We start from the raw sequence: 26271 nt of genomic DNA on the forward strand, positions 1-26271 counted from the left end.
CGTCGTGCACTTGACACCTCTCGCTCAGGGACGGGTTCGCGACCATAAGTCTAGCCCGGCGGCACGCGCGCGCCCCAATGCTCACCCGCCGGTCGCCCGGACAGGAGAAGCGGCAGAGGCCCTGCTCGCTGACGACTCACAGAAAGCCGACACAAGCTCGCCCGGACCGCACTATTTACGCAACATTGATTTTGACAATGCAAACCGACGCCAATTCGCGCTCGCCACGCCTGAAATCGCCTGCCAATACCGCGCAATATTCACTTGCGGAACGCGCGCGCGACACCTAGGATGTTTCCTAATTCGAGACATTCCAGCCACCAGGAGGGTAGCCATGAGCACCATTACCGCAGTGAAATCCTGCGCCACCACATCGTGCGCCTACAACGACGGCGGCTGCACGGCGTTCGCCGTCACCATCGCAGGCACAGACAGCGCCACCTGCGCCACTTTCATCACCCTTGACGCCCGCGGCGGCCTGCCGGTCGCGCACGGCCAGGTCGGCGCCTGCCAGCGCCTGGAATGCATGCACAACTCAAACCTGATGTGCGGCGCAGAAGGAATCGACATCTCCGACACCGCGGCCTGCACATCGTACGAGGTGCGCTGACCCCGACCGACAGGTCGCCCCAGAGGCATTGAAACGCGCTCGAACCATCAGGTTCGGGCGCGTTTCATCTTCCGGTTCAGGCGGCCAGAGCGGCCGAATACATCAGGTCGCTGACGCACCCACGAAGGCCCTCAGCCGATTCGGCCGGGGCACCGAAGGCCGCGAACACAACCAGCGTCTCACTGCTGCCAACCAGCATCAGCGTCACACCGAGGGCGTCAACGTCGACACAGAACACCTTGTCCGCATTGTGCGGGCACACGTTGGGCAGAGCCGCCTTGCTGACCACGATCCCGGGCGTGGCCCCGACCATGACGGACCAGCACAGGTCCTTGAGCGTCGCTTGGTCGTGTCGGCTCACGAGTTCAAACCCGGCATACTCGTCACCGACCGCCGCCGGGGCGCAGCTCAACTGGTCCAGTTCGATCGGGGTCGCACCCGACATGTCATGCAAGACGACGCGCTCGATATCGATGACCCCGAGCCGGACCCCGGGGAGGGCCGTCATCGCCGACACCAGTGGGGGCAAGCCGTCGATCCACCCAGCCTCGACTTCGGTGACCCAAGTCAGCGAGCCCAGAAGGTGCAGGGATGCGGCCACGATGGGGACGCTCGGGTCGGGGGCCTGCTTGACGATGTCGAGCCGGACATCGACGGCCACGTCCGGCTCGACCGCACCCAGCGCCCCATCTGACCGGGCGGCGACCACCAGGGAGCCGTCCCCGGCCACACCATGCGCGACGAAGGACAGGCACTCGCCCAACCGGTAAGCGTCCAGCGAAGCGGCCCCCGCTCCCCCGAGCAACCTGTGCGCAAGCGCGTTCGCCCGCTGCGGCAAGTCGACCGTCGGCATCTCGAACGACATGGTCATCCGGCACTCCCTCCGTCCCCGTGGCCAACCACGAGTTTACGCAACACATTCGTTTCAGTATTGCGACTGAGGACACCCTAACTCATGATCCGCCCTGAAGAAAACCACGTTCAGGCGGTGAGACACCCTCCGCTGCCTCCGCTGCCTCCGCGGGGGACAGTCGACGCTAAAGTCGGAACAGGCAACACCCTTGCAACACAGGCGGAACTGGCCTGCGGATCTACGGCGAAGGAGCACGCCATGGAACTCGGACTCTCCGGGCGCCGCGTCATCGTGACGGGCGCGTCGAAGGGCATCGGTCTGGCCATCGCCCGAGAGTTTGTGGCCGAGGGTGCGACCGTCAGGATCTGCGCCCGCAGCGAACCGGAGATCGCCGAGGCTGCCGCTCAGTTCGGCCCGTCCGCTGCCGGCCGGGCCGTCGACGTGCGCGAGGCGGACCAGCTCGCCGACTTCGTGGAGTGGGCGGCCGATGACATGGGCGGCCTCGACGTCCTGGTCAACAACGCCGGCGGCGCACACCCAGGAACGTTCGAGACGCTGACCGAGGAGGCCCTCGTCGCCGACTTCAACGTCAAGGTGCTCAGCTGGTTTCGCGCCATCAAGTACGCGCTCCCCTGGCTCAAGCGCTCCGGGGCCGCACGCGTGATCAACATCGGGTCCGTTTTCGCCGAGGCCCCCGATTACAGATTCTTCTCCACGTCGGTAAACCGGGCTGCAGGGCAGAACCTCACAAAGACCCTCGCCCAGGAGTTGGCTCGGTACGCGATCCTGGTCAACGCCGTCAACATCGGCAGCGTGCGGACTCCCCAGTGGGCCAACATCCACGCGCGGCAAGCTCCGGATCTACCCGAGGCCCAGTTCTTCGCCGAACAGTCCGCAACCATCCCGCTCGGCCGCTTCGGCGAGCCGGAAGAGGTGGCCGGCATCGTCGCGTTCCTCGCCAGCGACAGGGCCAGTTACCTCAGCGGGGCGTGTATCGACGTCGCCGGCGGCGGCAGACTCTGATCAACCAATCCAACAGACCCAGGTAGGCCATGACCCAGTTCACCGTGCATCCGGCCCAGATCACCACTCCAGAGATGAGGGCTTCGGCATTGACCGACCCCGGCTTCGGCGCCACATTCAGCGACCACATGGCACTGGTCGACTGGACGGCGGAACTCGGCTGGCACGGCCATCGCATCGTCGGCTACGGGCCTTTCGAACTCGACCCGGCGTCGGCGGTGCTGCACTACGCCCAGGAGGCGTTCGAGGGCCTGAAGGCCTACGCCCACAGTGACGGGTCCATCTGGCGGTTTCGCGCCGAGGTCAACGCCGACCGGTTTCAGCGGTCCTGCCGCAGGCTCGGCCTTCCCGAGCTTCCGGTTGAGGACTTCCTGGCGAGCATCGACCAACTAGTCACGCTTGAGCGAGACTGGGTGCCGACCGGGCAGGAGCAGAGCCTGTACCTCAGGCCCTTCATGTTCGCGCGATCGCCGATCCTGGCGGTCAAGCCCTCCACTCAGGTCACCTACGCCGTCATCGCGAGCCCGTCGGGCGCCTACTTCGGGGGCACCGGTGTGCAGCCGGTCGACATCTGGTTCACCCGCGACTACACGCGGGCAGCCCCCGGTGGGACGGGGTTCGCCAAGTGCGGAGGCAACTACGCCGCCTCGATGGTCGCCCAGCTGGAGGCCGAGGCTGCGGGCTGCAGCCAGGTTGGCTTCCTGGACGCGGTGGAGCACCGTTTTGTCGAGGAACTCGGTGGGATGAACCTGTTCGTCGTCACCGCCGACGACCGGGTGATCACCCCCGCGCTGACCGACACCATCCTCGAGGGGGTAACCCGATCCGCGATCCTCAAGCTGGCGGCCGCGTCCGGCCTCACCATCGAGGAGCGTCGGATAACGCTGGACGAGTTGTTCGACGGCATCGACACCGGGCGGTTCACCGAGGTGTTCGCATGCGGCACCGCGGCGATCATCACACCCGTCGGGATGCTCAAGGACGCCGACGGTGGCCACGTCGTCGGCGACGGATCGCCGGGCGGGACCACCCTCAGACTTCGTCAGCAACTGACCGACATCCAATACGGCCGCGTCGAGGATGTTCACGGCTGGACCACCCGGATCGTCTGAAGCTGCACCAGCCACGATCCGGACCCCGGCCGGGCGTCATCCGACACCATGCCCTAGTGTTTTGAACACTGTTCAAAACACTAGGGAGTTTCGATGTTTCACTGGTTTGATTCGCTGGCCGACAGGATCCTGACCGGAGGCGACCTGACCACCGAGGAAGCCCACCGGATACTGGAGGTCGACGACGCCCTCCTGTTTCCGCTCGTCGCTGCGGCCGGGCGGATCCGTCGACACTTCCACGGCACACAGGTCAAGGTGAACTACCTGGTCAACCTGTTGTCCGGGAAGTGTCCGGAGGACTGCTTCTACTGCTCGCAGCGCCTCGGCTCCATGGCCGAAATCCTGCGCTACCCGTGGTTGAGCAACGAGGAGGCGCTCGCGGCGGCCGAAGCTGGTATCGCGGCGGGCGCGCGACGGGTATGCCTCGTCGCATCCGGGCGAGGCCCGAGCAACCGTGACGTCGCCCGTGTGGGAGAAATCGTCTCGACACTCAAACAGGACCATCCCGGGGTCGAGGTGTGCGCGTGCCTCGGCATCTTGAGCGCAGGCCAGGCCGAGACTCTGGCCGACCGCGGCACCGACGCGTACAACCACAACCTCAACACGGCCGAATCCCACTACGCCAACATCTGCACGACCCACGATTACGAACAGCGCCGCGAGACGGTGCAGCACGCCAGGGAACACGGCATGAGCGCCTGCTCCGGGCTGATCGCGGGCATGGGTGAGACGCCGGGGCAGCTGGTTGAGGTCGCCTTCGCGCTGCGCGCCGTCGGCGCGGACTCCGTGCCGGTGAACTTCCTGATGCCCTTCGACGGCACCCCGCTGGCGGGGCATGAGGAACTCACCCCGATGCAGTGCCTCAGGATCCTGGCGATGGTGCGGTTCGTGCATCCCGCGGCCGACGTCCGGGTCGCCGGTGGCCGGGAGCAGCACCTGCGCTCGCTGCAGCCGCTGTCTCTGGAGATCTGCAACTCGCTCTTCCTCGGCGACTACCTCACCAGCGAGGGCCAGCCAGGCGGGCAAGACCTGGCCATGATCGCCGACCTGGGCTTCACGATCTGGGGCGCGGGGCCCAGGGGCGAGGCTGGCCACCTCCCGGCGACGACACCGAGGGCCCGCGGCGCAGGCACCCCGGTGGCGGCGAACGCCTGAACCCGTCAGGTGATGGACGCGTCGTAGATCGACCGGATCGAGTCGAGCAACGTCTGGTCGAACTCCTCGGCGCTCATCGACTCGGCCAACCCCTCGGTGAGCGCCCGGGAGAAGCTCGCGATAAGGCCGTGGTTGCGGGCAAGGATCTTGTTGGCATCTTCACGCGAGTACCCGCCGGACAGTGCGACGACGCGCAGGACGGCGGGATGCTCGATGACGGGACGGTAGAAGTCGTCGACTTCCGGCGGGGTGAGCTTGAACATGAGCGGCGCCTCGAAGCCACCCTCATCCAGCTTGCGCAGGAGTTCCTCGAGCAGGATCCGTTCGCACTCGGCCTTGTCAGGTGAATGGATGTCGATCTCCGGCTCCAGGATCGGCACCAGCCCGGTCGCGGCGATGCGGCGCCCGATGTCGAACTGCTGCGCCACGTTCGCGACGATGCCCGCAGGCCCGGCTGCCTGGATGACCGAGCGCATCTTCGTGGCAAACATGCCGGCCGCCTTGGCACGGACCAGGAGGCCGTCTAGGTCCGCGATCGGCTTCATGAGGCGCACGCCATCGGCCTCTTCCCTCAGCCCCTTGTCCACCTTGAGGATCGGCAGGATGGACTTCTGCTCCCAGAGGTAATCGCCTGCGGGAACCCCTGCGAAGGTGCGGTCCATCGTCTTCTCGAAGAGGATCGAGCCGAGGATGTGTTCGCCTGTGAAGGACGGGCTGACCACGATGCGCTCGCGCATGGCGTGCACCAGGTCGAACATCTCTTCATCGGTTGAGTAGCGGTCCTCGGCAATGCCGTATCTCTTCAGGGCCCCGGGGGTGCTGCCCCCGCTCTGGTCGAGGGCTGCGATGAATCCCTTACCCTTGCCCATCCGCTCGAATCGTGCGTCGTTCATGGTCCCTCCCAACTTTCTGGCGCCTCTTCGTCGGGGCGCCCCTGAGTGGACCCTTCAGTCTACCTCTCCCAGGAAGGGACGACCCGGCTCAGACGACAGTCATTCCACGCGATGTCGCCGCACTTCGCACGCGTTCGTCGAAGGAGGCCACCGCTGCCCCTGCCTGCTCGGCCGTCAGCAGGACGCAGCAGTCTGGCATCTTCGCCCCCGTCTCGGCGCGGAGGCGTGCCAGTCGTAGCGGCGCGTCGCCCGGCAGAGGTAGGACCCGCACCCCCAGAGCCTGGATGTCGGACAGCACCGCCTCATCCCGGCCGTTGCGTGCCGGACGGACGAGCACCTCGGCGAGGTTGATGGGACCGATCACGATCTCATCACCTATGTGCGACGTGAACATCAGGGCTGCGGCCTCGTGGTGTGCATCCGCGGCATCGAGAAGGGCGATCAACACCCCGGCGTCGACGACGATCATTCGGGCCATTCCTCACGCAACTCGGCCAGGTAGCCCGGTTCATACATCCCCGTGTAGGCGCCTCGCACGCGCGCCAGGACGGCCAGCCGGTCCGACTGCTCGCTCGCCGCCTCCGCCTCGATGCTGCGCCGTCCCTCCTCGATGAGGTGCCTGAGCAGCCGGTTGGGTTCACCACGATCCTCGGGCCACCGACGGGCTGCAGCTTCAAGCGCCGCGGAAACCTCGCTGGTCTCGGTCAGCGCATGGCGGGGCTTGGTGGTCGGCATACCGCAAGTGTAACACCGAGGCAGTCAGTGTCACACCGGGTCGACCACGGCAGGCTCACCCGAACAGCTCGCCCAGATCAGGGACGGCTACCGTTGGAGCCACCGAACCCCCCGACGCACCGGCGGATGCGGGTGCCTGAACACCGGGCGACAGAGTCGACTCCATCGCCTTGAGCACCTTGTCAGTGAGGAACCGGCTCGGCTTTGCCAACACGTGCCGCGAGTGGAGGCTCGTGGGATGCACCGGCAGCCGCATGGGCGAGTAGATGGTCAACCGGTCACGCGCCCTGGTGGTGGCTACGTAGAAGAGCCGCTGCTCCTCGGCCAAACCCTCTGCGGTGGATAGCGCCATGTCGGACGGCAGGGCGCCGTCGGATGCCCTGAGCAGATGCACCGAGCGCCATTCGAGTCCCTTGGCCGCGTGGATCGTCGACAGGGTCAGGTGGTCCTCGTCGAGGTGTGGCTTCTTCGCCCAATCCCCCGACACCGACGTCGGGTCGATCGTGGCCTCCGCGATGAAGGAGCGGAGATCCCGTTGCCCGGCGGCGGCCCGGGCGACACCGTCGACGTCGGCGGCGCGCCTCGGCCAGTCGACGTAGTGCTGCCGCAGCAACGGCTCGACCGCCTTCAGACAGGCCTCCACCTGTACCGCCGGGATCCGGGTGGCAGCGGCGGCGCGGATCAGGTCGAGGGTGTTGGCGAGCGCGGTTCTGGCCTTCGGTGGGGCTTCTGCGACGATGTCGCCATGGTCGGTGCCCTCCACCAGGCGGGCCGCGAGCACGCGTGCCGAAACCTTGCCGAGCGCGCGGTGGCGCGTCAGGAGGCGATACCAGGAGATCTCGTCGATCGGGTTGAGGCTCACACGGAAGGCCGCGATGAGGTCGCGGACGTGGGCGGTCTCGAGGTAGCCGATCCCGCCGTACTTGTGGAAGGGGACGCCTCGCACCCGGAGCTCGATCTCCAACTGGTTGCTGTGCGTGCCGGTTCGGAAGAGGACGGCCTGGTCACGCAGATCCATGCCGTCCTGGTGGGCGGCCAGCACCGCGTCGGCGACCTGCCGGGCCTCGTCGTCGGCGTTGGCGCACTGCACGTGGACCGGCAGCGGTCCGCAGGGGCCGCGGTCGGCGACCAGGTCGAGCCGGAGCTCACCGGGCCGCACCACATTGGCCAGGTCGAGGATCTGCTGGCTCGAGCGGAAGTTGCGGGTCAGCCGCACCAGCGTCGAGCCACCGAGGTCCTCGTGTAGCCGCAACAGGTGTTCCGCGGTGGCGCCGCGGAAGCCGTAGACGGCCTGGGCGTCATCGCCGACGACCGTGAGCCCGGAACCGTCCGGGCGGAGCAGCCTGACGATGTCGACCTGGATCTGGTTGACGTCCTGGTACTCGTCGACGAGCACCCAGTTCCACCGCGCACGCAGCCGGTCGCCGACCAACGGGTCGGCCAGGAGTGCCCGCCAGTAGATCAGGAGGTCGTCGAAGTCGAGCAGCCCCCGGTCGCGCTTGCGGGTGACATAGGCCTTCAGCAGCTCGTTGATGCGGTCGGCGTGCTCCAGGCACCAGGGGAACTGGTCGGCCATCACCTTGCGCGTGGGGACGCCGGTGTTGACCGCGCGGGAGCAGATGTCGGCGAGCGTCTGGGACGTAGGCAACCGTTGCTGCGTGCCTGTCAGGCCGTGCTCCTCTCGGAGGAGGTCAAGCAGGTCGGTGACGTCGCCCGGATCGAGGACGGTGACGTCCTCCAGCCCGAGGTGCTGCGAGTACTCGGCGACGATCCGGTGAGCCACCGCGTGGAAGGTGCCGCTCCACATCCGCTGCGTCACGGCGGGGTTCGCGCACAGGGCGGCGGCCCGGCTCGTCATGGCTGCGGCGGCCCGCCTGGTGAAGGTCAACAGCAGGATCTCTTCCGGGGCGACGCCCGAATCGATCAGCCGCGCCACCCGGGCGGTGAGGGTGCGGGTCTTGCCCGTGCCTGCGCCGGCCGCGATGACCAGCGGCCCTGCGTCGTGGTCGACCGCCTCCCGCTGAGCGTCGTCAAGGTCCGCGGTCACTGTGTCGAGCATGCGTTCGATATTACATGAAGGTGCCGACATCGCATTGGAGCCGCGAGCCGCCTTCGACCAGAAGCGAAGAGGCCCCGGACCACCAGGTCCGGGGCCTCTCGGCGGATCAGAGGATCACTTGTCGTCCTCGTCCTCGCGCTTGTCCACCACGAGGGTCTCGGTGGTGAGCAGCAGCGAGGCGATCGAGGCGGCATTGGCGAGCGCCGAACGGGTCACCTTGACGGGGTCGATGACACCGTTCTCGATGAGGTTCTGGTACTCGTCGGTCCGGGCGTTGTAGCCGAAACCGACCTCCAGCTCGGCGACCTTCGTCGTGATGACGTAGCCCGCCTGGCCGCCGTTCTCGGCGATCCAGCGCAGAGGCTCGACCAGCGACTTGGCGACGACCTGCACACCGGCGGCTTCGTCACCGGTGAGGCCGAGGTTGTCCTTCAGGACGGCACCGGCATGGATTAGGGCCGAGCCGCCACCGGCGACGATGCCCTCCTCGATCGCGGCGCGCGTCGCGGAGACTGCGTCTTCGATGCGGTGCTTCTTCTCCTTCAGCTCCACCTCGGTGGCGGCGCCGACCTTGATGACGCAGACGCCGCCGGCCAGCTTCGCGACCCGCTCCTGGAGCTTCTCGCGGTCCCAGTCGGAGTCGGTGCGCTCGATCTCGGCGCGAAGCTGCGCGACGCGGCCGTGCACCTCAGAGGACTCGCCCGCACCGTCGACGATGGTGGTGTTGTCCTTGGTGACGACGATGCGACGGGCGCGACCGAGTACCTCGAGGCCGACCTGGTCGAGCTTGAGGCCGACCTCGGGAGCGACGACCTGGCCACCGGTGAGGATGGCGATGTCTTCCAGCATGGCCTTGCGGCGGTCACCGAACGCGGGAGCCTTGACGGCGACCGAGGTGAAGGTGCCGCGGATCTTGTTGACCACGAGCGTCGAGAGGGCCTCGCCGTCGACGTCCTCGGCCACGATGAACAACGTGCCCTTGGCCGCGATGACCTTCTCCAGCAGCGGGAGAAGCTCGTTCATCGACGAGATCTTGCCGCTGTGGATCAGGATGTACGGGTCTTCGAGGACGGCTTCCATGCGGTCGGCGTCGGTGACGAAGTAGGGGCTGAGGTAGCCCTTGTCGAACTGCATGCCCTCGGTGAACTCGAGTTCGGTGCCGAAGGTGTTGGACTCGTCGACGGTGATGACGCCGTCCTTGCCGACCTTGTCGAAGGCCTCGGCGATCAGGTCGCCGATCTGCTCGTCGCGCGAGGAGATGGTGGCGACGGACGCCATGTCGGCGGTGGTGTCGACGGGGCGGGCGATTTCGAGCAGCTTGGCCTCGACGGCCTGGACGGCCTGGTCGATGCCACGCTTGAGGCCGATCGGGTTGGCACCGGCGGCCACGGCACGAAGACCCGTGTGGACCATGGCCTGGGCCAGCACGGTTGCGGTGGTGGTGCCGTCACCGGCGACATCGTTGGTCTTGGTGGCGACCTCCTTGGCCAACTGGGCGCCGAGATCCTCGTAAGGATCCTCCAGGTCGACCTCCTTGGCGACGGTGACGCCGTCGTTGGTGATGGTCGGCGCGCCCCACTTCTGGTCGAGGACGACGTAGCGACCCTTGGGGCCGAGCGTCACCTTGACGGTGTTGGCGAGGGCGTCGACACCGCGCTCAAGCGCGCGGCGGGCTTCCTCGTCGAATGCGAGAATCTTAGGCATTGAGGGTCCTTACTTGCTGACGACGGCGAGGATGTCGCGGGCGTTCAGCAGGAGGTACTCCTGGCCGTCGTACTTGACCTCGGTGCCGCCGTACTTCGAGAAGATGACGACGTCTCCCTCGGCGACGTCGAGCGGGACGCGGTTGCCCTTGTCGTCGATGCGGCCGGGGCCGGTGGCGATGACCTTGCCCTCCTGGGGCTTCTCCTTGGCGGTGTCAGGAATGACGAGGCCGGAGGCGGTGGTCTGAACGGCCTCGAGGGGCTGAATGAGGATACGGTCCTCGAGCGGCTTGATCGTGGTTGCCACGTCAAACACCTTTCTTTCAAGTTCCGGTTACCCGGTTCCAATTCGTTTTCGGGTGGTTGGGCGTCGTCGCGGGTGCCGCCCAGCCGGTTAGCACCCGAGGTGGTCGAGTGCCAATGCCCTAAACTTATCGCGCTGTTAGCACTCAATCAAGCCGAGTGCCAACGGATCTGCGCGAGGTCGAACCCTGCACCGCCGACGCTCCGCCCAAGGTCACAGCAACTCGACGCTGCCCGTGCTGCCGTCCAGCCGGATGCGGCGTCCGGTCGCGATCCTGCCGGTCGCGCCAACCACGCCGACCACGGCGGGCAACCCGTACTCGCGTGCCACGACCGAGCCGTGCGTCATCAGCCCGCCGACCTCGGTGATGAGGCCTACCGCCGTCAGGAACAGTGGTGTCCATGCGGGGTCGGTCCCCCGGCAGACGAGGATCTCGCCTGGCAGCAAGCCGGAGTTGTCCGGGTGGTCGACGACCCGCGCGATCCCCTCCACCACCCCTGGGGAGACGCCCATTCCGACCAGGTCGGTACCGGCATGACCCTCGTAGCGGGCGCGGCCGTCACCCATGACCATGATCGGGAGTCGGACGCGGCGCTGCTCGCGCTCCCTCACCGCGGCCCGCTGGCGCACCTCGTCGACCCGAGGTGGCCCTTCGAAGGCGCCCCGGAGTTCGTCGAGGTGCAGTAGGAAGATCTCCTCTGCCGCCTGGATGATGCCCTGCCCGGCAAGGTCGACGCCGCTTGCCAGGAGCGCCTCCCGGCAGAGCCCCAGTCCCCTGACCAGGACGAACTTCGGCGTCTCCCTGGCACCGAAGAGCTGACGCACCCGCCCGCCCAGGAACCGCACCTGCCAGGCGTGCAGCGGGCCGACCGCCAGGGCGAGTCGATCAAGGTCGGCCTCGGCACTGCGCCTCGACCTCTCGTACACGACGTCAGGTCCGGCCTCGGCAGGGAGTTCCAGATACCCGACGACGCTCTTCAGCAGGCCCTCCGGCCGGTCCCTCCAACGCGGTACGCCGAGGTCGATCTCACCGACACCGCGCATGCCGTAGCGGCTCAGGAAGGCGTCCAGGGCCCGCTGCGCGGCCGTCGGCAGCCGCCCCTCCCGGCAGAGGTCGGCCAACGCAGCCGGGGTCTCCGCGGCGAAGGCGCGAGCCGATTCCAGGTCCGACTTCACGACCGCGGCGACCTTCCAGAGCGCCAGATCCATCTCGGTGGTCACATTGCCAGGCAGCGCCCGGAACGCTCCGAGCGCCACCTGGTCCGGGTCTGCCAGACCCGAGCGTCGGGCCAATGCCCGGACCCTCAAGGTGCCGAGTGCTCCGAAGGCCATCACCGGGGCGAAGAGCGGGAGCAGCGTCGGGAGCGCGGCCCGAGCAAACGCCTCGAGCGCGGCGACCCGGCCGCGCAGGCGGCCCTCCCGATCGGGTAAGTTCGCGGCGCGCAGGAGGTCGTGGTCCAGGCTGGCGAGCAGCACCTCTCCGGCCTCATCGATTCGACGGCGCAACGCCTGCGGCCGTCTGGCGGCCAGAACCAGGTTGGGGGTCGCCCGCCGGGCGAAACCCCCGACCCGGCGCAGGAAGCTTGCTTTGCCACGCGATCTGGGGGGCGTCTCCCCTTCACCGCCCAACTCCGCCAGGGCAGCGGCGGCGTTGGGGTCACCGGCCTTCAGAAGGGTCGGGGCCAGCCGCCGCCCGACACGGGTGCGTAGCACGCCGTCGAGTCGGATCCACAACCGCTCCGCCGCGGGCTTGACGTAGGCATTTCGACGGAAGTCGCCCGATCCGCCGAACAACGTGCCCGCACCGCTCACGATCGACCTCAGAGCGTCCTGCCCGAGTGGGGTCAGCGGCTCCAACATGCCTTGGAAGGCGCCGAAGTTGAACCAGATCGCCGTCGAGGGGCCGTCTGGCAACGGGAACAGGCTGGTGACTGGGCGTGCCTGAACCACTTGCAGCACGTCGCCGACCCTGGTCCATTCGATGTCTTGCGGTGCGCCCATGGCGGCCTCGACCCGTCGGCCGAGGGCGGCCAGCTCCAATGCCTGCGGCCGGGTCAGCGCCGCCCGCTCCCCCTGCACCTGCCACTTCGTGACCACACCTCGGCCATCGACCTCGAAGTGGTCGGGGATCACCTGCCCGGAAACGAGTTGCTCGCCGAGGCCAAGGACCGCGTCGATGACGGTGGTGTCGCGGCGCCCGCTCAACGGGTCGACCGTGAACAGCACGCCGGAGGCCTCGGCCGGCACCATCTCCTGGACGACGACCGCGAGGCGCACCGTGCCGGGGTCGACGCTGTGGCTCTGCCGGTAGGTGATGGCACGCGCGGTCCAGAGGCTCGACCAACACTCGACGATGGCGCCGAGCACCGCGTCGACCCCGCACACGTCGAGGAAGGTGTCCTGCTGCCCGGCGAAGGACGCGTCGACCAGGTCCTCAGCGGTCGCGGAGCTTCGGACGGCGACCGGCCCCTCCACCAGCGGGCCGACGGCGGCGATCAGGCGTGCCCTCTGTTCCTCGGAGATCGGTTGCCGGAACGCTGCCCTGATGCGGAGCGAGGCCGGCTCGGCGCCTTCCTTGAGCGCGGCCGCGATCTCGCTTTCCAGGTGATGCTCGGCGACGAACTCGGCGTAGTCGGAGGTCCCCAGCACCGCGAACGGCGGCACGGGAAACCCTGCCTCCCGGAGCCTGATGAGGTTGGCGCCCTTCCCGCCGAAAAGGGCGGTATTGCTGCACATGGCCCAACGATATATCCGCGTGGCGGCCAAGGCTCTATTCCCCCGGACCGCTTGTGGAGCGCCGTCGCGCCGGACGGGGGATTTTCGGGTCTGGCCAGCCGGGACGTGCCGTCTGATAGCCTCGTGCCCGACTTCACCACCCGGGGGAATCTGGTTCGACTCCAGAGCTGACCCGCAACCGTGACGGCCCACCAGGGCCAAAGCCGGAACACCCGCCGTGAAGCTGATGACACACCCGTCGAGGTCTGCGGGGACGCCGGAGTTGCGCCGCGCCGACCTCAAAACAGAGAGGTCCCTCGTGGTCCACCCAAGAAAACCCCTCGTAGCCCTCGGCTGCGTCGCCGCGCTCACACTGTCCTCGCTCCCACTCTCAGCCACGGCCGACGCCCGCTCCGACAGCGTCGCCGCCGCAGCGCAGTGGATCGCCGACAACACCAGCACGGACAGCCCCGACGCCCTCATCGCCCTCGCCGCAGCCGACACCCAACCGGCGAAACTGGCCGAACTCGCCGCGCTGCTGCCCGCCCCGACAGCCGCCAGCGTCGCCCTGAACGCCAAGCGGATGATCGCCGCCGACGCGGCGAACCTGGACGCCCGCTTCTACGCCCAGGCCGACTGCGAGGCCAACTGGGCAACGCAACTGCGCGCCGACGCGGATGCCGACAAGCTGACCACCTACTGGGCACCCCACCTGGTCGCCATCGCCCTCGCCAGGATGGGTGAGCCAGTCCCCGCCAACGCGCTGAACCGGCTCCTCAACTCCCAATCGGCGGAGGGCGCCTGGGGCTACGGCACAGGCGCCGGCTTCACGGCCCAGCCCGACGACACGGGCATGGCCATCTCGGCGCTCAACCTGATCGGCGACTCTCCGGTCGAGTCGGCAGAGACCCGGGCCACCGCCAAGGCAGCCATGGAACGGGGCATCGCCTGGACCGCACGCGACGATGTGCGCCGGACGCAGGACGGTAACTACTTCTGGATGACCTACTCACCGGCCAACTCCACCGGCCTGGTGGCCAGCGCGCTGGCGGAAGCCGGCACGAACGTCGAATCGCCACAGGCCTTCATGTTGGCCCAGCAGGCCCTGATCGGCACCGGCGCCTGGGGCAGCACGCTCAACGCCACCAGGTCCAACGCCATGGCCACCACGCAGGGGATCCTCGCGGTGGCCGGTAAGGGCTACGGGAAGGCCGACGCCAGCGGGGGCCCGGCGCTGACCTGCGCACAGCCGCCATCGGTGACCGCGCAGCCCGGCTCAGTCTCTGAGCCCATCGGCGACACCGCAATCCTCACCTCCGCGGTTGCGGGCGCCGACTCGTTCCAGTGGCAGCGGTTCACCGACGGAGAATGGGTCGACGTCGAAGGCGCCACCGCGGCCACCCTGGCTGTCACCGTCACGGAGGAGACCACCGGGGAGTACCGGTTGACTAGCACCAACGCCGCAGGCAGTTCCTTCTCCCACGTCGCGGAGGTCCGCGTCGGACAGCCGAAGCCGACGCCCACGCCGACCCCGACGCCCACCCCCACGCCGACACCGACACCGACACCGACCACCCCTGCCCCCACTCCCACCAGGACGCCCAGCCCGACCGCCACACCGACCCAGCCAGGTGTGGTCGACGTCTACACCACACCGGGCATTCACAACGTCAATGGTCGACGCTGGTCCACCACCTGTGAGAAGTACTCGCAGACCACGCGGTGCCGCACCGACATCTGGGCCACCACCGTTGCCTTGAAGAGCGGGCGCTACGTCCAGACCAACGGCTGGGCGTTCAACAACCAGACCTACCTGCCCTCCCCGCGCAAGCTGTGGAAGGACAACCCGCTCGGCAACGCGGGCACCTGGACCAGCGCTGAGGGGCGCCGGTGGTCGACGCAGTGCGACAACGACCTGACCGGCCGCAACGGCTGCCGCAACTTCATCTGGGCCACCACCGTCGGGGCCCAGCGCCAGGCCGACGGGTCCTGGAAGTTCGTGACCAGCAACGGCTGGCTGTTCAACGGCATCGTCCGCTTCAGCTGACCAGCCGAACCGACGCCCGCCGCCCGACCGAGCGGCGGGCGTCGTCGTCTGCGTAGCCGATTGAGCCCCTCCAATCAAGGGAGAGCCCATCGCTGGGCAGCGCGGCGACCAGTCGCGGTCAGCGGGCATCATTTTGTCCATGTCGGACTTCTTTTCCACCGTGAATCAGTTGGTGGCCTCGCACGCCATGGTGGTGGACCGGCCGAAGGGGACCCGGCATCCCCGCTTCACCGACGCCGAATACCCGATCGACTACGGCTATCTCGACGGCACCACGGGGGGCGACGGCTCCGGCATCGACGTCTTCCGCGGGTCGGCATCGCTGCGCGGGGTGGCCGCGGTGGCCGCGACGGTCGACCTCCACAAGCGCGACGGCGAGCTGAAGATCCTCCTCGACTGCACAGAAGAAGAGGTGGATGTGGTCGTCTCGTTCCTGCGCGACGAGTTGCGGCTGGCGACGACACTGCTCCGCCCCTGATTAGTGGGTACTCTTGGCCTCGTTGGCCAGAGGGAAGTCCGGTGAGATTCCGGCGCTGACCCGCAACCGTGAGGCGTGAGCCGAGCCGGGAACCTCAACCAGCAGTTTCGAGAAACACTGGCGTCGCGGACTGCGCTGTGGTGCGGGCAGCCGTCGCACCCTGCATTCCGCAGGGGGGAGAGCAGGGTGAGGAAGCCACCGGCCGTCGCAGTCACCTGCGCACTTCTGGCCGTGCTCGCCACGACGACGCTCCCCGCCTCAGGCGATGATGGGCCCCGTACCGGGTGGTGCCATGAGGGCGAGGGCCTGACCGTGGTGCTCGACTGGACCGCGGCCGTCGACCCCACCCCCATCATCGACTCCCCCGACGGCAATTCCATCCTCGTGCGTTGCATCCCGCTGTCCGGCGACGGCGAAACCCTGCCGGTGGACGTGCCGGGAAACGAGATTGCGTCGATCCTCAACTCGGCCGGCATCGAGGCGACGGGGGCCTCGATCGTCGACACGATCAACGGCATCCAGGGCTTCGGAATGGGCGGCGATGACCCCTGGTGGGTGACCACCGACGGCGACGCCACGACCGGGTTGTGGGGCAGCAGTTGGATGGTCCAGCCGCCCTACATCGACAAGGCGTTCGGGGTGACCTATTTCTTCCCCGAGTCCGACCCGGAGCTGACGAAGCCGAGAACCAACCCCGAGCTCCTTCCACCGGTGACCCCGTCCCCGAGCCAGTCGCCGACCCCCTCCACCCCGCCGAGCAGTTCGGCCCCGCCGAACCCATCAGCCAGCGCGACGGCTCCGGGGTCGCCCTCCGCCGCACCGAGCGGTCCCTCGACCTCGGGCCCGCCTCGGCCCACGTCCGAACCGACCTCGGTACCGACCACCGCAGGACCTCCTCCTGCCACCCGTACCACCTCGCCGAGGCGGACTCCGGCCAGGGCCTCGTCGCCCAGCCAGACCCAGGCCAGGGCCTCGTCGCCCAGCCAGACCCAGGCCAGGGCCTCGTCACCCAGCCAGACCCAGGCCAGGGCCTCGTCGCCCAGCCAGGCCCCCACACCCGACCCGGCCACGGCCACGCCTCCACCTGTATCCGCCGCGCCTTCCCCCCAGCCCCCGACGCCCGATCCCTCACCGGTCTGGGGGCAGGAGAACGCCGCGCGCACACGCGCGCAGGATCAGTCGGGGGCCGCGGTGCCCGGATGGTCGCCCCTGGCGACCATCGCCGCCTTGGCGATGCTCGCCGTCGGAGGCGTGGGCTTCACTGTGAGGGGCCTGCGTCCTCCCGCCCCCGCCGGAATTGAGGACGAATGAGGCTCCGACTCACCGCCCTCCTTGCGGCCATCCTCCTGCTCTGTCCTGCAATGCTTGCCGCCGCGGCCCCGCCGGAGCAGGTCTCCGCTTTGTGTGACAACGCCCCCGACGGGTGCGCGGTCCGTTCCGACTCCTGGATGCGGGAAGGCGCGACCTTCCCGGTCACCGTCAAAGGCAACCCGGGCGCACGGGTCCAGGTGGTGCTGTACGCGGCGACCATGGAGGGCTCCCAGGTGACGGCGCTCACGCCCATCGGGCTGAGCGATGATGTGTTCGTCGGCTCGGCTGGCAGCGTCAGCACCAGTCTCGGGGTCCCTCCCGTCGACGACGACCTGGCCGGCGGCTGGGCCCTGATCAGCCTCGACGGCGTGACGCTTGCCACCCTGCCAGACGCTGTCGGCGGCTGGGTTCCCTTCGGTAGCCGAATCCCCACGCTGCTCGGTGACGGCTACGGGGACCAGAAGCCCGTCGGGAGGACGCTTGAGTTGGCGATCATGGGGACCATCCCGGGATCGAAGTTCGCCGTGGACTATCTGGACGACGCGGGCGCCTGGCACGATGCCACCGCCGCCGACGACGCCAACGAACCTGCCAGGCGCCCGGACGAGGCCGCCATCGTGCGCTACGTCATCCCCCGGGGGCTCAGTGCCGAGCCGTACACGTTCCGGCTACGCAACCTGACGTCGGGCACGGCGGAGATCACGTGGGAGGCCATCCCCAGCGCCACCGGGCAGGAGCAGGCGCGCACGGCCTGGATCGAGCCGGCCCCGCCCGGCAAGCAGGTCGGCGGGGCGGTCACGGTTTCCCCACGCCCCAGCACCGCGGTGAAAGCCGTCGCCGGAGCCATCGGCGGGGCGGCCCTCCTGACCGTGGTGCTCGGCGTTCCGGCCGCACGACGGAGGGGGCGACTCGATGACTGAGACCCAGGCCGCGCGACGCGCGGAGCCCACCGTCCAGCACATCGTCTCAGGCAACGCCGCGGGGTGGGCCGCTCTGCTGGCCGGGCTCGGTTCGCTCCTGCTCGCGACCAACAACCCGGTGGTGGTCGCTGCGGCCGCCCTCGGGGTGGCGGTCACCGGCCAACTTGTCGGCGGGCCACGACGCCACGTCCACCGGGAGTTCTTGTCGATCGCCACGTTGGTCGCGCTCTTCCGAATCTGCCTCGCGCTCGTGCTATCCGGCGAGCAGGGAGGCCTCGTCCTGCTGGATCGGCCGAGCTGGCAACCGGCCCCGGGCGTCTCGTTGGGCGGGCCCCTCACGACCGACGCCCTGATCGTCGGCCTCACCGCGGGAGCACGGGTCTTCGCTTTCATCGGGCTGATCGGCGTCGGCTACCAGGCGGTGGCCGCGTCCCGGTGGACGACGCTGGCGCGCTCATTCCTGGGGCGGGGTGCAACGATCGTGGCGCCTTGGTGTCACCTCGGCGAATCCCTTGAGGCCGCCTGGCTCCGGGCCGGGATCCAGCGGGGCCAGGGCTCACGTTCGACTCCCGCCGAGCGTTGGGCGGGGGCGATCCGTGGCGCGGCGCTGGTCGACCGGGACGAGGGCCCGGCCCCGTTCGCGGTGCTGCGCGGCGCTACGCTCACCTGCCTGCTCGCCCTACCCGTCGTGATGCTCACCGATGTGCTCCCCGGCTGGCTGACCAGCGGGTTGTCTGCATTCGACCTAGCGGTTCTGGCCTGCCTGCCGCTGCTGGTGGCCGCCCAGGCCAAGGCACCTGGCCAGTGGTCGACGACCTTGATCGGCTTCGCTCTGCTGGCCGTCGTGTCGGCGAGGGCATGGGTTCCGGGGATCGGCCTCACGTGGTCACCGGCCGACGGCTGGGGCGAGGTGCCCTATGTCTGGGTGGTGGCCACGCTGGTCCTGCCCGTCGCTGCCGTGCTCGAACCGCGGGGGATGGCCGATGCTTGAGTTGCGCAATCCGTCGGTGTGGCTGCCGCGGCGTGGGGTGGCTCACCGGCACCCCGGTTTCCGATCCGAGGCCGGCACCGTCACCGCACTGGTCGGGCCGTCGGGTACCGGAACGACCTCCCTCCTCCGTCTGATCAACCGTTGCCTGCCTCCGGGGGCACGCACGACTGGGGACGTGCTGCTGGATGGGCGCAGCCTGCTGACGGGCAACCTCGACGAGGTGTTGGCCAGGCAACTCTATGTGGCGCAGTTCCCCGAAGACCCCCGGAGCGTCGCGGAGGTGCTTGCGGCTCACCGCGTGTCGGCGGTCGGGTACGGGCTCGACGACCACGTCGACTGGCCGGTCTCGTCCCTGCCCCCCGATCTGGCCGGGCAACTGGGCGTGGCGGTCCTGGAACACGGTCCAAGTCGACCCATCGTCCTGGCCGACCAGCCCGCCGGGGCCTTGTCGGCCAAATGGCGGGAACGTCTCGGGAGGGCGCTTCGCGACCGCGCCCGGCTCGGCGCGCACGTGCTCTGGGCCGAGCACCGACTCGACTGCGTGTGGGAGTTCGCCGACGCCATCGTCGAGCCCGACACCGCATCCGTCACCGTCGCCGGCTGGAGGCCGGGAAGCGTGCGTGAGCCGACGCTGGCCACCCTCTCCAGGCTGGCCCGGGTCGCTCCCCCGGCCCCACGGACACCGGAAAGCCTGATCGGGGCACTCCCCCACATCGAAAGAGTCACCCCGATCGGCCAGCCACGGTTCAGCGGGCAGGGTCGCCGGGTGACGCTGCAGATGCTGGGGCTCGAGAGCGACGGCGGGCTGGACATCCGCCCCGGGGAGAGCGTCGGGGTGGTCAACCTGGCAGGCAGGTCCGAGCCGGTGGCCCGACGGCTGACGCAGGCCTTGAAAGGGGTGCGGGTGCCCAGCCTGCTGCCGTCGGAGTTGACGCCCGAGTCGCTCTGCCTGCAATGGGACCGTGCTCATCGCACCGACACGAGGTCGAGGCTCAGCCAGGTCGACGGGATCCGCCCGCGCAGCCCCATCGCGACCCACAGCGACGGTGAGGTGGCCGCACTCCGGCTTCTCCTCGCCCACGACACGACGCTCCCGCTCTGGTTGCCCCATCCCCAACTCGGCCTCGACCAGGCCGGGCAGATCCGTGCCCAGGGCGAGCTGGCCCGCGGCTCGTCGGGCATCCGGATCGTCACGACGCGCGACGTGGAGTTCCTCGTCCGCTCCTGCCACCGCATCCTGATCGTCGACGGCGCCCGCCTCGTGTCCTTCGGCTCGCCAAGGGCCGTCCTGCCCCACCTGCCGGAACGTCCGCTCGTCTCGCGCGCCTTCCCCGGGTTGTCGGCCATCCGGCTGGGCGACGTCATCGAAGCCCTGGCGGTGGCGCGGTGACCGGCTGGCTGGTGACGCTCCTCACCGCCGCACTCACCCTGGTGTGGTTGGGCTGGCCGGTGTGGTCTTCGGGAACCGTCGCGGACCGGGCCACGGCCTCGGCGGAGGCCCCGTGGCTGCTCGGCGCGCAGGTCTGCCTGCTCATCCTCCTCGGCTACACCTTGTGGCTGAAGGCCGGGCGGACGCTTAGCCCCTACGCCCCGGTGCCGCTGCTCGTCGCCTGCGCCGTCACGTCGTCGGCCTTCCTGCATCCCGGGGCCAGCGGTGTTGAGTTTGCCTTCGTCTTCCCGTTGGTCGCGGGAGCGCTGCTCGGTGGCCCCACCGGCTTCCTGACCGGCTCTGCCGCCGCGCTCATCTCGGCCGCTGCGGGTGGCACCATCGCGCCGCAGCTGGTCGGGCAGGTCCTCGTCTGGGGGTTGTGGGGCCTGGCCGGGGCTGCCGTGCGCCCACTGTCGACGCGAACCGCCTGGCTGCTCGGGGCCCTGCTCTGCCTCCCCCTGGGGGTGCTGAGCGGCCTGCTGCTGAACCTGACCGGGTGGGCCGGTGAGACAGGCGCCGACGTCGGCGCGTTCGTCTCCGGCGCGCCCCCGCTCGACGCGCTCACCCGGCTCCTCCAGTACTCGTGGGCAACCTCGTTCGGCTACGACCTCACCCGCGGCATCAGTTCCGCGGTGGTCTTCTCCATCGTGGGAGGGCCAATGCTCTGGTGGTTGCGGCAGGGGTTCGACACCAGGCATCTTCCCGGCGAGGTCGCCGTCACACCGGCGCGGCGGATCTCGCCGCGAACCATGCAGCGCCGCACAGACTCGGCCTCGATCACCGACCTATGGATCCCGAAACAAGGAGACCCGGATGACTGAAAACCCCGTCCTCGGCCCAGCCGACCTCGAATGGGCAGAGGTAACGCTCGGCGCGCTCGCCACGCGCTTCTCCTCGGTCGTCGTCGGGCAGGAACGGCTGCTCAGGTCGCTGCTGACCACCGTGCTCAGCTCTGGGCATGTGCTGCTCGAATCGGTACCAGGCCTTGCCAAAACCCTCGCCGCGAGCACATTGGCGAGTTCGTTTTCCGCCTCGTTCGCGCGCGTCCAGTGCACGCCCGACCTGCTGCCGAGCGACATCATCGGAAGCCAGATCTTCGATCCGTCGACCAAGGGATTCGTCACAGAACTCGGCCCGGTTCACGCGAACTTCATCCTGCTCGATGAGATCAACCGGTCCAGCGCCAAGACCCAGTCGGCGATGTTGGAGGCGATGCAGGAGCGGCAGACGACCGTCGGCGGCACCAGCTACCGGCTGCCTGACCCGTTCGTGGTGCTCGCCACCCAGAACCCGATCGAGGAGGAAGGCACCTACGTCCTGCCCCAGGCGCAACTCGACCGTTTCCTGCTGAAGGAGGTCATCGACTACCCCATCCCCAACGATGAGATCGAGGTGCTGCACCGCGTGGAGACCGGCGCGATCACCGACCCCGGCCCCGCGGTGTGCGGAACGGACGACCTGCTCAAGCTGCAGAGGCTGGCCGCGGCCGTGCGGGTCGCCGACCCGATCAAGCGCTACATCGTCGAGATCGTCAACGTTACCCGCCGTCCGGGGGACTTCCTGGACAGTGGACAGGCCCGCTGGATCGAGCATGGCTCGAGCCCGCGCGGCGCGATCGCGTTCCTGCTGGCGGCGAAGGCCTCGGCGCTCCTCGACGGCCGCGACCACGTCATCCCGGACGACGTGACCGGGATGCGTCACCCTGTGCTTCGGCACCGGCTGCTGCTCTCGTTCGAGGCGCTCGCGGAGCGGGTCGCGCCGGAGTCCCTCATCGACGATGTCTTCGCGGCGGTCCCCACACCGTGACCGCACGCGTCCGCAGGATCAGGCAGGCCGTCGCGTTGGCCGTGCGCCACAAGGTCGCCGGACGGCTCGACGGCGTGCATGCGTCCCTGCACGTCGGCCGCAGCCTCGACTTCTTCGACCTGCGCGAATACGTGCAAGGAGACGATGTCGCCGACATCGACTGGCGCGCCAGCGCACGAAGCACCACCATGCTCGTCAAACGCCAGGTCGCCGAGCGACATCTGGTGCTGCTGCTGGTGGTCGCCACCGGCCTCGACCTCGCGGGCCTGGCTCCCGGTGGCGCGCGGAAACTCGACGTGGCGCTCGATGCCGCCGCGACCCTCGGGGTGCTGGCCTCCAGTTTCGGCGACTACACGGGCACCCTGTGGTGGCAGGACGGCGCGGTCGCGTCGGGTCGCCCCACGACCAGGCTGGTCGAGCTCGAGCGACAACTCGGCCTGATCGAGGGCGTCGTCTCCCCGGCGGCCGGGCCGACCGACCTCGACCGCCTGCTGGCCACCGCGGCCACCGCGCTTCGACGGCGTGGGCTGGTCGCGGTGATCGCCGACGATGTGGACATCGACCCGCAGAGCGTCGCCCGGATCCGTCGCCTGGCTGCGCAGCACCAGGTGATCTGGATCACCGTGCCAGACATCGACCCGACCGTCGAGGGACTGGAGGGCCCGCTGCTGGATCTCGCCACCGGCTCCCACCTGCCCGGGTGGCTCGACGACGCCGAGCTGCACGCCCAGTTGGCGGCGGAGACCCGGTCGCGCTCGGAGGCGAGGGCAGAGGCGCTCAACCGGCTGGGCGTCATCCACACCGAACTGAACGACCCGGGCTCGGTAACCGCTGACGTGCTGTCGGTGGCAAGGAGGCTGAGGCATGCCGGCTGAGTTGCTCGAACTGCACCCGGCCGTGCCGCAGGCCTGGTGGTGGTGGCTCGTCCTCGCGAGCCTGGTCCTGGTCGGGGCCGGGCTCGCCGTCGTTGGGTTGCTGCGCTGGCGCACGCTGAGCAGGGTCGAGCAGACGCCGGTTGACGACTCGCTCGTGCGGCTCCGCGCCGCCGCCCTCGGCGAGATTGCGGCCGCCGACCAGGGCGACCCGATGGAGCAGGCAAGGCTCATCGGGCGGGCCGTCCGGAGGTTCGCGGGTGTCGCCGTCGACGGTGACGCCGATTACCAGACCACCGCACAGTTGCGCATCGCCGCCGCAAAGGACCCGGACCTGGTTGAGGTGTTCGAGATCTCCGCGACGGTCGACCGGCTCGCCTACCGGAGCGCCACCGAGGCCGAGGTGGCCGCCTTGGCTGAGCGGGCACGGGAGGTGATCCTCGCATGGCGCTGACGCATCCCCTCCTTGGCCTGGCCGTGCTGCTGATCGGCCTCGCCGCCCTCGCGCTCGGCCTCCTACGAGGGCTTCCCCGCCCCGGTGACGGCGCTCCGATCGCGGGGGCCGCGAGGCTACGGGTCCTCCCCCGGTTCCGGACCCTTGCCCGCGGCCAGGCGAGGCTTCTGGCGCTGCAGCTCGCTGGCCTGGCGATCACCACCACCGGCATCGCCTGGCTCCTTGCCCTGCCGGTCCGAACCGATCCGTCGTCTGAGCAACGGAGCAACCGCGACATCGTCTTGTGCCTCGACGTGTCCGGGTCGATGGCACCGGTCGACCGTCAGGTGATCGACGCCTATCTCGATCTGGCCGGAAACCTCAAAGGCGAGCGCATCGGTTTCGTGGTCTTCGACGCTTCGGCAGTCACCCTCTTCCCGCTCACCGACGATGCCGCCTTCATCACCGATCAGTTGGGCCAGGCCCGCGAATTGTTGGACGGCAGCATCGTGCCTGGCACCCAGATCGGGACGGGCACCTCCCTGATCGGCGACGGTCTCGCCTCCTGCGTCAACCGCTTCGATGTGCCCGAGCAGGACCGCTCGCGCACCGTCGTGTTGGCCACCGACAACCAGGTCGCCGGGCAGCCGCTTTTCACGCTCGACCAGGCGATCGCCAAGGCCTCGGAGAGGGGGGTGCTGGTGGCCGGGATCGTGCCGTCCGACAACACGCCGAGTGTGACGGCCGAACTCACCGATGCCCTCCGCCAGACCGGTGGCGACGTGCTGCTGCTGAGCCCGGACATGGCTGTCTCGACGATTGAGGACCGCGTCCTTTCCCAGGAGCGCAAGGCGCTGGAGGGCGTGGCGCTGCCCGGTGCCACCCCATTCGTCTGGCCTGGGGCTTTGGCAATGTTGTTGGGCGCCTCCGGGTGGGGCGTGGCCTGGGCCGTCGGGCGACGCGCGGGAGGTTGGCGATGACCATCGACCCGATCTGGTGGTTGGTCGCCTCCGCGGCCCTGCTGCTCGTCGCCTGGCTGGTCCTCGGCGCCTCGTGGAAGGTGCTCCGGCTCTCGGCCTGGTGGGCGGTGGCGGCCGTGCTTGCACTCACCGGGCTCTCCAGCCTCCAGCCGGGCCGGAGCGCCGAGGAGGATTCCGAAGCACCGGCAGGCCTCGACGTGGTGATCGTGGTCGACCGGACCACCTCGATGGGCGCCGAGGACTATGACGGGAACCGCCCAAGGATGGAGGGGGTCGCCGCCGACCTCGCCGCCCTCGTGTCCGACCTGGGCCCGGCCCGTTTCGCGGTGATCACCAGCGACAACGTGGCCACCGTCGCCGTGCCCTGGACCACCGACGCCAGAGCCGTCGTTTCGCTGGCCTCGACCCTAGGCTGGCGGGAGGAGAGCTTCGGGAACGGCTCCGACATTGCCGACGCCGCCCCCCTCGCCCAGGAGCTGCTCACCGCCTCCGCCTCCGCGCGTCCCGAGGCGCGCAGGCTGTTTCTCTACCTGGGCGACGGCGAACAGACCTCGCCCGATCCACCGGGATCGTTCGCCTCCATCCAGGATCAGCTCTCCGCGGCAATCGTGCTCGGCTACGGCACCGAGGAAGGTGGGCAGATGCGTCAGAGCCCCGACTCAGAGGACCTCGTCACCCGGAACGGAGCGGTGCAGCTTTCACACCTCGACGAAGAGAACCTGCGCACCATCGCCGAGCAGGTCGGCGGCGTCTACGAGCACCGCAGCGCACCTGGCGGCTTCTCCTCCAGTCTGCCGGCCCCGGCCCCTGCGGTGCTCGGCGATTCCGGCGGTGGCGCCTCCCTTGCCTGGGTTCCTGCCGCCGTGGCGCTCGTCCCCGTCTGCCTGGCGACCATCGACGCCGCCCGACGCTACCGCTCCGCCCGAAAGGAGGCCCGACAGTGAGAACTGCCAGACAGGTGGCGGCCCGCCGCTGGCTGGCGGCCACGACCATTCCGGCGCTCCTGCTACTGGTGGCCGCCGCGTGGCTCGGCCTGCAACTCGGAGCCGTCCAGGTCGGCCTAAGGCAGAGCGCGGCCGAGGACCACGCTGCCGCGGCGGAGAGCTTCACTCTCGCCGAGCGCGTTTCCATCGTGGAACGCTGGGTCGCGCCGTTCGACCTGGGCACCGCACAGTACCGGCTGAGGCTTTGGGACGCGGCCGCGGGCAGTTTCGAACGCGCAGCAGAACTCGCCCCGTCGAGTGCCCAGTGCCGCATCCGGCTCAACTGGGCCTGGTCGCTTGAGGCCGCAGCCGATGCCCTCGCCACCGGGGACGATCCGATCGGTTCGGTCGCCCGGCTCCAACAGGCGCAGTTCATCCTCTCGGCCGCCCCGTGCGGCGCAGACGACGCCGCGGCAGGCGATGAAGCCGGTCGGAGCGGCGAGCTTGAGGGGCAGTGGAATCAGACCAGGCAGAGGATCGAGAGCAAGTCGGATTCGACCACCGTTCCCGAGGCACCTGACGAGCAGCAGGAGCAGCGCGACGAAACCGCCCAGCTGAACCAGCGCCAACTCCAGGCACAACAACAGCGCCAGCAGGCTCTCGATGAGCAGACCAGGAGCGATTCCTCCGATGGTGAGAAGAACTGGTGACCAAGCCTTCGATGAGCCAGGTGTTAGGGTGATCGCGTCATTCTCGGGGAATCTGGTGAGAATCCAGCGCTGACCCGCAACCGTGACGGCCCTCTGGCCGGAGCCGGGAACCCGAACTGACCTTGTCCAGTTACTCATCCGTCGTGGACTACGGATGAACCGGGCCTTCAGCCTGGCTCTCACAGTCCCGAGGCAGAAAGGTCCACCCA

Annotated in this window: 25 protein-coding genes and 1 riboswitch; of the genes, 17 read left to right on the forward strand and 8 right to left on the reverse strand. The window is 68.9% G+C overall.

The features are described 5' to 3' along the window. The first annotated feature begins 334 nt into the window (after positions 1-334). Positions 335-610 carry a DUF1540 domain-containing protein gene (locus BUC15_RS07120; protein WP_073186843.1) on the forward strand — a complete coding sequence of 92 codons (276 nt, stop codon included), beginning with the start codon at positions 335-337 and terminating at the stop codon, positions 608-610. 76 nt (positions 611-686) lie between these two features. Here the strand turns inward: BUC15_RS07120 and BUC15_RS07125 are convergent, their stop codons facing one another. Then, entirely contained in the window at positions 687-1481 is a 795-nt protein-coding gene (locus BUC15_RS07125) for a hypothetical protein (protein ID WP_073186844.1), read from the reverse strand. A 240-nt stretch (positions 1482-1721) separates the two neighbouring features. Between BUC15_RS07125 and BUC15_RS07130 the strand changes: the two genes are divergently transcribed. The 3 genes from BUC15_RS07130 to bioB all read left to right on the forward strand — a co-directional run bounded on the left by BUC15_RS07130 (position 1722) and on the right by bioB (position 4753). After that, positions 1722-2486 carry an SDR family NAD(P)-dependent oxidoreductase gene (locus tag BUC15_RS07130; protein ID WP_073186845.1) on the forward strand — a complete coding sequence of 255 codons (765 nt, stop codon included), beginning with the start codon at positions 1722-1724 and terminating at the stop codon, positions 2484-2486. A 29-nt stretch (positions 2487-2515) separates the two neighbouring features. After that, positions 2516-3598, forward strand: a complete 1083-nt coding sequence (locus tag BUC15_RS07135) for a branched-chain amino acid aminotransferase (protein ID WP_073186846.1) — start codon at positions 2516-2518, stop codon at positions 3596-3598. Between the two features lie 93 nt (positions 3599-3691). Next, positions 3692-4753 (forward strand): biotin synthase BioB, encoded by a 1062-nt coding sequence (bioB, locus tag BUC15_RS07140; protein ID WP_073186847.1) that lies wholly within the window; start codon positions 3692-3694, stop codon positions 4751-4753. Between the two features lie 5 nt (positions 4754-4758). Here bioB and BUC15_RS07145 read toward each other — a convergent pair whose 3' ends face one another. The 7 genes from BUC15_RS07145 to BUC15_RS07175 all read right to left on the reverse strand — a co-directional run bounded on the left by BUC15_RS07145 (position 4759) and on the right by BUC15_RS07175 (position 13183). Further along, positions 4759-5646 (reverse strand): fructose bisphosphate aldolase, encoded by an 888-nt coding sequence (locus tag BUC15_RS07145; protein WP_073186848.1) that lies wholly within the window; start codon positions 5644-5646, stop codon positions 4759-4761. 88 nt (positions 5647-5734) lie between these two features. Beyond that, a complete protein-coding gene (locus tag BUC15_RS07150; RefSeq protein ID WP_073186849.1) occupies positions 5735-6115 on the reverse strand; it encodes a type II toxin-antitoxin system VapC family toxin in 381 nt (126 codons plus the stop codon). Continuing rightward, entirely contained in the window at positions 6112-6381 is a 270-nt protein-coding gene (locus BUC15_RS07155; protein WP_073186850.1) for a hypothetical protein, read from the reverse strand. Before BUC15_RS07155 ends, BUC15_RS07150 begins: the two co-directional genes overlap by 4 nt. 55 nt (positions 6382-6436) lie before the next feature. Then, positions 6437-8440, reverse strand: a complete 2004-nt coding sequence (locus BUC15_RS07160; RefSeq protein WP_175558266.1) for an ATP-dependent helicase — start codon at positions 8438-8440, stop codon at positions 6437-6439. Positions 8441-8554: 114 nt separating this feature from the next. Further along, on the reverse strand, positions 8555-10144 hold the full coding sequence (gene groL, locus BUC15_RS07165) for a chaperonin GroEL (protein WP_073186852.1): 1590 nt from the start codon (positions 10142-10144) through the stop codon (positions 8555-8557). 9 nt (positions 10145-10153) lie between these two features. Then, positions 10154-10450, reverse strand: coding sequence for a co-chaperone GroES (groES, locus tag BUC15_RS07170; RefSeq protein ID WP_068750747.1), 297 nt, complete (start codon positions 10448-10450; stop codon positions 10154-10156). Between the two features lie 210 nt (positions 10451-10660). Continuing rightward, entirely contained in the window at positions 10661-13183 is a 2523-nt protein-coding gene (locus BUC15_RS07175) for a PEP/pyruvate-binding domain-containing protein (RefSeq protein ID WP_073186853.1), read from the reverse strand. A 298-nt stretch (positions 13184-13481) separates the two neighbouring features. On the opposite strand from BUC15_RS07175, the gene BUC15_RS19385 reads away from it, so the two are divergent. From BUC15_RS19385 to BUC15_RS07240, 13 genes are all read left to right on the forward strand, one after another. Further along, the gene (locus BUC15_RS19385) at positions 13482-15209 is read left to right on the forward strand and encodes a hypothetical protein (protein ID WP_139280134.1); all 1728 of its coding nucleotides are present in this window, start codon (positions 13482-13484) and stop codon (positions 15207-15209) included. Positions 15210-15348: 139 nt separating this feature from the next. After that, on the forward strand, positions 15349-15687 hold the full coding sequence (locus BUC15_RS07190; RefSeq protein ID WP_073186856.1) for an inorganic pyrophosphatase: 339 nt from the start codon (positions 15349-15351) through the stop codon (positions 15685-15687). Beyond that, positions 15685-15804: riboswitch (cobalamin riboswitch) on the forward strand. Its footprint overlaps the gene before it by 3 nt. A 69-nt stretch (positions 15805-15873) precedes the next feature. Beyond that, complete coding sequence (locus tag BUC15_RS19390; protein WP_139280135.1) at positions 15874-16998, forward strand: hypothetical protein; 1125 nt, start codon at positions 15874-15876, stop codon at positions 16996-16998. Beyond that, the gene (locus BUC15_RS07200) at positions 16995-17918 is read left to right on the forward strand and encodes a hypothetical protein (protein WP_073186858.1); all 924 of its coding nucleotides are present in this window, start codon (positions 16995-16997) and stop codon (positions 17916-17918) included. Before BUC15_RS19390 ends, BUC15_RS07200 begins: the two co-directional genes overlap by 4 nt. Beyond that, complete coding sequence (locus tag BUC15_RS07205; RefSeq protein WP_073186859.1) at positions 17911-18909, forward strand: hypothetical protein; 999 nt, start codon at positions 17911-17913, stop codon at positions 18907-18909. Before BUC15_RS07200 ends, BUC15_RS07205 begins: the two co-directional genes overlap by 8 nt. Then, positions 18902-20299 (forward strand): ATP-binding cassette domain-containing protein, encoded by a 1398-nt coding sequence (locus BUC15_RS07210; protein ID WP_073186860.1) that lies wholly within the window; start codon positions 18902-18904, stop codon positions 20297-20299. Before BUC15_RS07205 ends, BUC15_RS07210 begins: the two co-directional genes overlap by 8 nt. After that, a complete protein-coding gene (locus BUC15_RS19395) occupies positions 20296-21159 on the forward strand; it encodes a hypothetical protein (protein WP_139280136.1) in 864 nt (287 codons plus the stop codon). Before BUC15_RS07210 ends, BUC15_RS19395 begins: the two co-directional genes overlap by 4 nt. Beyond that, entirely contained in the window at positions 21152-22144 is a 993-nt protein-coding gene (locus tag BUC15_RS07215) for an AAA family ATPase (protein WP_139280137.1), read from the forward strand. Before BUC15_RS19395 ends, BUC15_RS07215 begins: the two co-directional genes overlap by 8 nt. Next, a complete protein-coding gene (locus BUC15_RS07220) occupies positions 22141-23019 on the forward strand; it encodes a DUF58 domain-containing protein (protein WP_073186861.1) in 879 nt (292 codons plus the stop codon). Before BUC15_RS07215 ends, BUC15_RS07220 begins: the two co-directional genes overlap by 4 nt. Continuing rightward, the gene (locus tag BUC15_RS07225) at positions 23009-23470 is read left to right on the forward strand and encodes a DUF4381 family protein (protein ID WP_073186862.1); all 462 of its coding nucleotides are present in this window, start codon (positions 23009-23011) and stop codon (positions 23468-23470) included. Before BUC15_RS07220 ends, BUC15_RS07225 begins: the two co-directional genes overlap by 11 nt. Continuing rightward, positions 23461-24429, forward strand: coding sequence for a VWA domain-containing protein (locus BUC15_RS07230; RefSeq protein ID WP_073186863.1), 969 nt, complete (start codon positions 23461-23463; stop codon positions 24427-24429). Before BUC15_RS07225 ends, BUC15_RS07230 begins: the two co-directional genes overlap by 10 nt. Then, entirely contained in the window at positions 24426-25373 is a 948-nt protein-coding gene (locus tag BUC15_RS07235) for a vWA domain-containing protein (protein WP_073186864.1), read from the forward strand. The genes BUC15_RS07230 and BUC15_RS07235 overlap by 4 nt, the downstream gene beginning before the upstream one ends. Further along, positions 25370-26062 (forward strand): hypothetical protein, encoded by a 693-nt coding sequence (locus BUC15_RS07240; RefSeq protein ID WP_139280138.1) that lies wholly within the window; start codon positions 25370-25372, stop codon positions 26060-26062. The genes BUC15_RS07235 and BUC15_RS07240 overlap by 4 nt, the downstream gene beginning before the upstream one ends. The last annotated feature ends 209 nt before the right edge of the window (positions 26063-26271 follow it).

The organism is Tessaracoccus bendigoensis DSM 12906, assembly GCF_900141915.1.
In the GTDB taxonomy this organism is placed as follows: domain Bacteria; phylum Actinomycetota; class Actinomycetes; order Propionibacteriales; family Propionibacteriaceae; genus Arachnia; species Arachnia bendigoensis.

Excerpts from the sequence above, each read along its gene's own strand:
- BUC15_RS07120 (WP_073186843.1), top strand. The coding sequence starts at position 335 with ATGAGCACCATTACCGCAGTGAAATCCTGCGCCACCACATCGTGCGCC.
- BUC15_RS07125 (WP_073186844.1), bottom strand. The coding sequence starts at position 1,481 with ATGACCATGTCGTTCGAGATGCCGACGGTCGACTTGCCGCAGCGGGCG.
- BUC15_RS07130 (WP_073186845.1), top strand. The coding sequence starts at position 1,722 with ATGGAACTCGGACTCTCCGGGCGCCGCGTCATCGTGACGGGCGCGTCG.
- BUC15_RS07135 (WP_073186846.1), top strand. The coding sequence starts at position 2,516 with ATGACCCAGTTCACCGTGCATCCGGCCCAGATCACCACTCCAGAGATG.
- bioB (WP_073186847.1), top strand. The coding sequence starts at position 3,692 with ATGTTTCACTGGTTTGATTCGCTGGCCGACAGGATCCTGACCGGAGGC.
- BUC15_RS07145 (WP_073186848.1), bottom strand. The coding sequence starts at position 5,646 with ATGAACGACGCACGATTCGAGCGGATGGGCAAGGGTAAGGGATTCATC.
- BUC15_RS07150 (WP_073186849.1), bottom strand. The coding sequence starts at position 6,115 with ATGATCGTCGTCGACGCCGGGGTGTTGATCGCCCTTCTCGATGCCGCG.
- BUC15_RS07155 (WP_073186850.1), bottom strand. The coding sequence starts at position 6,381 with ATGCCGACCACCAAGCCCCGCCATGCGCTGACCGAGACCAGCGAGGTT.
- BUC15_RS07160 (WP_175558266.1), bottom strand. The coding sequence starts at position 8,440 with ATGCTCGACACAGTGACCGCGGACCTTGACGACGCTCAGCGGGAGGCG.
- groL (WP_073186852.1), bottom strand. The coding sequence starts at position 10,144 with ATGCCTAAGATTCTCGCATTCGACGAGGAAGCCCGCCGCGCGCTTGAG.
- BUC15_RS07175 (WP_073186853.1), bottom strand. The coding sequence starts at position 13,183 with ATGTGCAGCAATACCGCCCTTTTCGGCGGGAAGGGCGCCAACCTCATC.
- BUC15_RS07190 (WP_073186856.1), top strand. The coding sequence starts at position 15,349 with ATGTCGGACTTCTTTTCCACCGTGAATCAGTTGGTGGCCTCGCACGCC.
- BUC15_RS07200 (WP_073186858.1), top strand. The coding sequence starts at position 16,995 with ATGAGGCTCCGACTCACCGCCCTCCTTGCGGCCATCCTCCTGCTCTGT.
- BUC15_RS07205 (WP_073186859.1), top strand. The coding sequence starts at position 17,911 with ATGACTGAGACCCAGGCCGCGCGACGCGCGGAGCCCACCGTCCAGCAC.
- BUC15_RS07210 (WP_073186860.1), top strand. The coding sequence starts at position 18,902 with ATGCTTGAGTTGCGCAATCCGTCGGTGTGGCTGCCGCGGCGTGGGGTG.
- BUC15_RS07215 (WP_139280137.1), top strand. The coding sequence starts at position 21,152 with ATGACTGAAAACCCCGTCCTCGGCCCAGCCGACCTCGAATGGGCAGAG.
- BUC15_RS07225 (WP_073186862.1), top strand. The coding sequence starts at position 23,009 with ATGCCGGCTGAGTTGCTCGAACTGCACCCGGCCGTGCCGCAGGCCTGG.
- BUC15_RS07230 (WP_073186863.1), top strand. The coding sequence starts at position 23,461 with ATGGCGCTGACGCATCCCCTCCTTGGCCTGGCCGTGCTGCTGATCGGC.
- BUC15_RS07235 (WP_073186864.1), top strand. The coding sequence starts at position 24,426 with ATGACCATCGACCCGATCTGGTGGTTGGTCGCCTCCGCGGCCCTGCTG.